The sequence below is a fragment of the Rhodopseudomonas sp. AAP120 genome (genome assembly GCF_001295845.1).
Taxonomy (GTDB): Bacteria; Pseudomonadota; Alphaproteobacteria; order Rhizobiales; family Xanthobacteraceae; genus Rhodopseudomonas.
The window spans coordinates 1-6,535 of sequence record NZ_LJIC01000082.1 but is presented as its reverse complement, the minus strand read 5'-3'; the positions used below and the strand labels follow the sequence as shown (position 1 = coordinate 6,535).

At 67.5% G+C, this 6,535-nt stretch carries 7 protein-coding genes; all 7 read left to right on the top strand.

Translation table 11 applies throughout. The features are described 5' to 3' along the window. The first annotated feature begins 150 nt into the window (after positions 1 to 150). The 7 genes from IP86_RS14380 to IP86_RS14350 all read left to right on the top strand — a co-directional run bounded on the left by IP86_RS14380 (position 151) and on the right by IP86_RS14350 (position 6,388). Positions 151 to 1,395 carry a cysteine desulfurase gene (locus IP86_RS14380; RefSeq protein WP_054163222.1) on the top strand — a complete coding sequence of 415 codons (1,245 nt, stop codon included), beginning with the start codon at positions 151 to 153 and terminating at the stop codon, positions 1,393 to 1,395. Next, the gene (locus IP86_RS14375) at positions 1,392 to 1,760 is read left to right on the top strand and encodes an SUF system Fe-S cluster assembly protein (RefSeq protein ID WP_054163221.1); all 369 of its coding nucleotides are present in this window, start codon (positions 1,392 to 1,394) and stop codon (positions 1,758 to 1,760) included. The genes IP86_RS14380 and IP86_RS14375 overlap by 4 nt, the downstream gene beginning before the upstream one ends. Before the next feature lie 7 nt (positions 1,761 to 1,767). Beyond that, positions 1,768 to 2,184 carry a VOC family protein gene (locus IP86_RS14370; RefSeq protein WP_054163220.1) on the top strand — a complete coding sequence of 139 codons (417 nt, stop codon included), beginning with the start codon at positions 1,768 to 1,770 and terminating at the stop codon, positions 2,182 to 2,184. Between the two features lie 120 nt (positions 2,185 to 2,304). Continuing rightward, a complete protein-coding gene (locus IP86_RS14365) occupies positions 2,305 to 2,676 on the top strand; it encodes a HesB/IscA family protein (protein ID WP_082364002.1) in 372 nt (123 codons plus the stop codon). 162 nt (positions 2,677 to 2,838) lie between these two features. Continuing rightward, positions 2,839 to 4,800 carry a CTQ-dependent glycine oxidase GoxA gene (gene goxA / locus IP86_RS14360; protein ID WP_054163218.1) on the top strand — a complete coding sequence of 654 codons (1,962 nt, stop codon included), beginning with the start codon at positions 2,839 to 2,841 and terminating at the stop codon, positions 4,798 to 4,800. A gap of 8 nt (positions 4,801 to 4,808) precedes the next feature. Then, positions 4,809 to 5,912, top strand: a complete 1,104-nt coding sequence (locus IP86_RS14355) for an NAD(P)/FAD-dependent oxidoreductase (RefSeq protein WP_054163217.1) — start codon at positions 4,809 to 4,811, stop codon at positions 5,910 to 5,912. Next, complete coding sequence (locus IP86_RS14350) at positions 5,909 to 6,388, top strand: RidA family protein (RefSeq protein ID WP_054163216.1); 480 nt, start codon at positions 5,909 to 5,911, stop codon at positions 6,386 to 6,388. The genes IP86_RS14355 and IP86_RS14350 overlap by 4 nt, the downstream gene beginning before the upstream one ends. Positions 6,389 to 6,535 lie beyond the last annotated feature (147 nt).

Sequence of the window (6,535 nt, the reverse complement as noted above, 5' to 3'; positions counted from 1 at the left end):
TCGCCGAGTTTCGGCCTCGCGGAGACGCCCCCTCACCCCAACCCTCTCCCCGCAAGCGGGGAGAGGGAGTCGATGCGGCACTGATGCGGTCGATTTCGGCCGGCAGTGCGCATCGCTTTGAACGAGTTCTAACGAGTTGGAAGACCTGACATGGCGCATCCCGCAGTTTCCAACGGCTCCTACGACGTCGCCAAGGTTCGCGAAGATTTCCCGGCGCTCGGGCTCGAAGTCTACGGCAAGCGGCTGGTGTATCTCGACAACGCGGCGTCGGCGCAGAAGCCGCGGGCGGTGCTGACGCGAATGACCAAGGCGTATGAAAGCGAATACGCCAACGTGCATCGCGGCCTGCATTATCTCGCCAATGCGGCGACCGAGGCCTATGAGGGCGGCCGCGCCCGGGTGCAGGGCTTCCTCAACGCGCGCAAGCCGGAAGAAATCATCTTCACCCGCAACGCCACCGAGGCGATCAATCTGGTCGCGTCGTCCTATGGCGCGCCGAATATCGGCGAGGGCGACGAGATCGTGCTCTCGATCATGGAGCACCACTCCAACATCGTGCCGTGGCACTTCCTGCGCGAGCGTCAGGGCGCCGTGCTGAAATGGGCGCCGGTCGACGACGAAGGCAACTTCCTGATCGACGAGTTCGAGAAGCTGCTGACGCCGAAGACCAAGCTGGTGGCGATCACCCAGATGTCGAACGCGCTCGGCACCATCGTGCCGGTCAAGGAGGTCGTGAAGATCGCGCACGACCGCGGCATTCCGGTGCTGGTCGACGGCAGTCAGGGCGCGGTGCATCTCACCATCGACGTGCAGGACATCGACTGCGACTTCTACGTCATGACCGGCCACAAGCTGTACGGCCCGACCGGCATCGGCGTGCTGTACGGCAAGTACGATGTGCTGGCGAAGATGCGCCCCTACAACGGCGGCGGCGAGATGATCCGCGAAGTGGCGCAGGACTGGGTCACCTATGGCGACCCGCCGCACCGCTTCGAGGCCGGCACGCCGGCGATCGTCGAATCCGTCGGGCTCGGCGCCGCGATCGACTACGTCAATTCGATCGGCAAGGAGCGCATCGCCGCGCACGAACACGATCTTTTGACCTACGCCGAACAGCGGCTGCGCGAGATCAACTCGCTGCGCATCATTGGCTCGGCCAAGAATAAGGGGCCGGTGATTTCCTTCGAAATGAAGGGCGCGCATCCGCACGACGTCGCCACGGTGATCGACCGCCAGGGCGTCGCGGTGCGGGCGGGAACCCACTGCGTGATGCCGCTGCTGGAGCGTTTCCAGGTCACGGCGACGTGCCGCGCGTCGTTCGGCATGTATAATACGCGGGAAGACGTCGACCAACTCGCACAGGCGCTGATCAAGGCGCGGGATCTGTTCGCATGACCGATACGATCGAGGCCAAAGCCAATATGCAGACCGTCTCGGCGCTGCCGCCCGAGGAAACCGAGCGGCTCGGCACCGAAATCGTGGGCGCGCTCAAGACCGTGTTCGACCCGGAAATTCCGGCCGACATCTACGAGCTGGGTCTGATCTACAAGGTCGAGATCAAGGACGACCGCACCGTCGACCTCGACATGACGCTGACGACGCCGAACTGTCCGGCCGCGGCGGAGCTGCCGACCATGGTCGAGAACGCGGTGGCCTCGGTGCCCGGCGTCGGCGTGGTCAACGTCAACATCGTTTGGGAGCCGCCGTGGACGCCGGAGCGCATGAGCGACGAAGCGCGGCTCGTGCTGAATATGTGGTGAGGCCGGATTGGCTCTGCGACTGAACGGGGTGATCGAGACGGCGCTGTATGTCGACGACCTCGATCGCGCCTGCCGGTTCTACGAAGACGTGTTGCTGCTGAGTGCGATGTCCCGCGACTCGCGATTTTGCGCCTACGATGTCGGCGGACGCAGCGTGTTGTCGCTGTTCAAGCGCGGCAGCACGCTGGACACGGTGAAGCTGCCGGGCGGCACCATCCCGCCGCACGACGGCAACGGCCCGATCCATATCGGCCTGTCGGTCGATCGCGACGGACTGCGCGAATGGGAAGCCCATCTGGCGCAGCACGACGTGGCGATCGAAGGTCGTACCGAGTGGCCGCGTGGCGGGTCGAGCATCTACTTCCGGGATCCGGATCGCCATCTGCTGGAACTGGTGACGCCGGGTGTCTGGCCGATCCATTAGGCGGCGGGCGATGCGGGTCTGTTGAAGTGGCGGTTGCGTGATTATCTGAAGGTTCGGCGGTTCGCCGGACGAGCGGTGAACGTCACCGGGCGAGGCCCGGAAGCAGGAGTGGGAAACACCATGGCTACGGCACGTCCTCGGCCTCAAGTGATGAAACTCACCGACGCCGCGGCGACGCGGGTGAAGGAACTGATGGGCCGCGCCGACGGCGCGATCGTCGGTCTGCGCGTCGGCATCAAGAACGGCGGCTGCGCCGGCCAGTCCTACACGGTGGACTACGCGCAGGACGTCAAGCCGACCGACGAAGTGATCGAGGACAAGGGCGTCAAGATCCTGGTCGATCCGAAGGCCGTGCTGTTCCTGCTCGGCACCGAGATGGACTACAAGGCCGACCGGATGCAGGCGCAGTTCGTGTTCAACAACCCGAACCAGATTTCGGCCTGCGGCTGCGGCGAGTCGGTCGAGCTGAAGCCGGCGACGATCGACGGCTGAGGTCGCGGCGCGACCTTGAAGCTTTCCACGCCGCGTTATTCCGCGCTGCGGATGATGGTGCTCGAATAGCGAGTCTGGTGCTCAACCGGCGCGTGTTCCATTAAGTTGGAATTAAGAAGCAGTTGCGAATAACTCCTGCGAGACATTTGCAGGGGAGATCGCATGAAACGCCGTGACTTTCTGCTCGGGGCTGCTGCGCTGGGGCTCGGCGGGCCGTTGCTCGCCAAGGCGGCGATTTCCTCGCTGCACGCCCAGCAGGCCGCCCCGCAGGGCGCCAAGATCGCCAAGGTGGCGATCTTCCCGGCGATCGGATTCTCCCGCGTCGGCAATGCCGACGACTGGTTCCTGGCTCCCGAAGTGCCCGGCCTGCTCGACGAGCCGGACGGCGGCTTCAAGGACTCCCGCGGACGCATCAAGAAGCAGGTCCAGCGCTTCCGGCTGTTCGGCTACGACGACCAGGGCCGCGTGGTGCGCGAGATCGATGCGGCGTCGGCGAAGTGGACCGTGCATGCCGCCAATACCAAGGCGACCTGGTACGGCTTCAGCAACGCGCTCGACCGCGGCGCCAGCATGCCGGGCGTGCCCAACCCGCAGCGCAATGCGTTCATCCCGCTCGACAAGCGCGACGCGATGCTGTGCATCGATCCGGGCGCCATCGCGATCTCCGGCGCGTCGGTGAACGGCGCGGGCGGCGACGACAAGTATAAACTCAAGGGCCGGTTCTGGCAGACGCTCGACGTCTCGCTCGGCCATCTGCGCACCGACGACAAGGGCCGCCTCTTGGTTTTCGCCGCCGAGGGCGTGTCGCGCTCGGCGCTGCCGCAGAACCCGGTGCGCGACTTCACCAACAATGACGGCTGGCACGACGACTGGGCCGACGGTTGGGTCAAGGCCAGCGTCAGCATCGATGGCCAGACCGTCGAAGCCGAGCCGGCCTGGGTGGTGTGCTGCGGGCCGAAATTCGCGCCGCAGCTCGAGCCGATCGTGACGCTGTACGACGCGGCGCGCGAGGCGATGATCGACCTCGGCCAGCTCAAGGCGCCGGCCGACAAGGTGTCGTTCCGCCGCGACGTACTTCCGATCCTGCGCCGCGCCGGCACCATGCAGTGGGTCGCCGCGGCGTCGTTCCTCGGTGCGGCCTGGCACGACATCGGTGATCTGTCCGATCCGAAGGTGATCGAGACGCTGGCGAAGCCGTCGGCCGACGCGCAGGCCGAGCGCAAGCGCGTGTTCGACGTGTTCCGCAAGCCGGGCGGCGAGGATCGGCGCGGCAACGCGATCCCGATCATGCTCGGCGACGGCGTCAACTATCCGGATGGTCCGCACTCCTGGCTGTCGCTGACGCCGACGCAATATCGCGTGCTCGAGCTGTGGGTCGACGGCAAGTTCGATGCCGACTACGCGAACGCTGCAGCGGAAGCCGTGAAGACGCTGGACGATCTGCCGGTCGAACTGCGTCCGGAGGCGATGACCCGCGCGGCGCTCGACGCCTGCTCGGGCGGTGCGTTCCATCCCGGCGTCGAGATCACCTGGCCGATCCGCCACAAGGCGCTGTATCGCGGCCCCAATGAAACCAAGCTGCCGTTCCGCATCGCGTTGTCGAACCGCAAGACTCTCAACCAGGATCTCGGTCTGCAGCTCAACCCGGACAACGTCTTCACCGGCAATCCGGCGAAGCCGGAGCAGGGCTCGCCGATCGGTCCGCAGGCGCCGGGCGATCTGACGCGCTGGATGGGCGTGCCGTGGCAGGGCGACGCGTTCAGCTGTCAGGCGGTGCTCACCGCGACCGGCTTCCCGACGCCGGTGTGGTGGCCGGCGCTGCTGCCGGTCGATGTGCTGCCCGAGGCGTTCTACAAGCAGATGATGCGCACCGACCTCACCGAGGAGGAGCGGCTGCGGTTCTATCACACGCGCGTGCCGTGGGCGCGCGGCGCGGCCGGCATCGGCCTGCATGTCGAGGCCGGTTACACCGACGGCCTGCGCCGCATGATCGAGTTGTGGACCCGGATGGGCGTAGTGGTGAAGCGGCCCGGCCCGAAGGGGCTCGCGGGCGTGCCCGATCAGGTGTTCGTCGAGGTGCAGCGCGGCTCGATGGATATCGTCGAACCGATCCCGTCGCGTTAGCCGCGCGGATGCCGCGGATTGCCGTGATCGGCGCAGGGGTGGCGGGACTATCCGCCGCCCGGCGGCTCGTGCTGGCGGGACATCGTCCAATCCTGATCGCACCTGATCCGGCGGTGCCGAACCGTGGCGAAACGCTCTCGCCAAAGGCGCTGACGCTGCTCGAGGCCCTGCAATGGGGGCATCTGCTCGATGCCGACAGCGCGCTGCCGGGCGAGGGACGTTTCTCGGTGTGGGGCGACGCCACGCTGCGCAAGGCGCCGGACCATGAAGGCCTCGGCTATCATCTCGACCGCGCGCAGTTCGAGCGGCTGATGCGCACCGCGCTGCTGACCAGCGACGTCGAGCGGATCAGCAGCACCGTCACCGCGCTTACTCATCAACCCAACGGTGTCGAGCTGACGACGGCCGACCGCGCGGTGATCTCCGTCGCCGCGGCGATTGACTGCACGGGCCGCGCCGCGCTGTCGTCCGGCGCCGCGGCCGAGCGACGGCGGCTTGATCGTCTGATCGCGGCGTGGCGCGTGCTCGACCTGCCGGATGACGCGGAGACGGCGGCAGCGACGCTGGTCGAAGCCATCGATCTCGGCTGGTGGTACATGTCGCCGCTGCCCGGCCGCCGCATGATGCTCGGCCTGTTCACCGACACCGATCTGCTCCCCACCGGCGTGGCGCAGGACGGCACGCGCTGGGCGAATCTCGCGGCCGGCACGATTGCGATCGCGCCGCGTCTTGGCAGCCTCGGCCTCGAAGCGATCGCGGCGGCGTCACCGCCGGCGATCGCGCCGGCCGCATCGGTCACGGTCAGCCGGCTGATCGAAGGCCGCATCGTTCGCGCCGGCGACGCCGCCACGGCGCTCGATCCGGTCAGCGCCAACGGCCTCGCCACCGCGCTGTGGAGCGGCCTGCAGGCCGCGGCGGCCGCGCTCGGCCTCGCCAAGGGCGCGGCGGATGCCGGCGCCGTCTACGAGCGCGATTACTTGCAGGGCGTCACGCAGCAACTCGCCACCCAGCAGGCGATGTACGCATCCGAACCTCGCTTCGCCGACGCCGAGTTCTGGCGGCGGCGGCAGACCACGCCATCCGAATCCGACCACAAGGAGAGAACCGCATGAACCGTCCGCTCCGCGCGCTGCTGATCGCCGCCATCGCCGCCACCGCAATGCCCATGGGCGCCTCGGCCGAGACCGCAAGCGCCGTGCAGATCATCGCCCCGACCGACAAGACCATCACGCCGAGCGGCACCTGGAGCATCGGCGCGCGCGCCGGCGACTTCGTGTTCATCGGCGGTATGCGCGGCACCGACCGCGTCACCGGCAAGATGGTCGAGGGCGACGAGGCGAGGGTGCGCCGGATGTTCGACAACATGCTGGCCGCCGCCGAAGCCGCCGGCGCCACCAAGGCCGACGCCGTGCGGCTCACCGTGTTCGTCACCGACGTCGCGAAGTATCGTCCGCTGGTGAACAAGGTGCAGAAGGACATCTGGGGCGACGGCCCATACCCGCCGCGCACCGTGCTGCAGGTCCCGGCGCTCGACCAGGGCGACATCGCCGAGATCGACGGCACCTTCTACGCGCCGCTGAAGAAGTAGTCCGCGGCCGCTAAGGCTGTCACCGTCCCCACCGGGGTCCCGGGTCTGCGGAGCAGCGCTGCGCGCTGCACCGCGCCCGGGACACGGCAGCAAATACGCTGCTGCACTTCAAACGCTCCGTTCCCCGGACGCTGCGCAGCGCGCCGC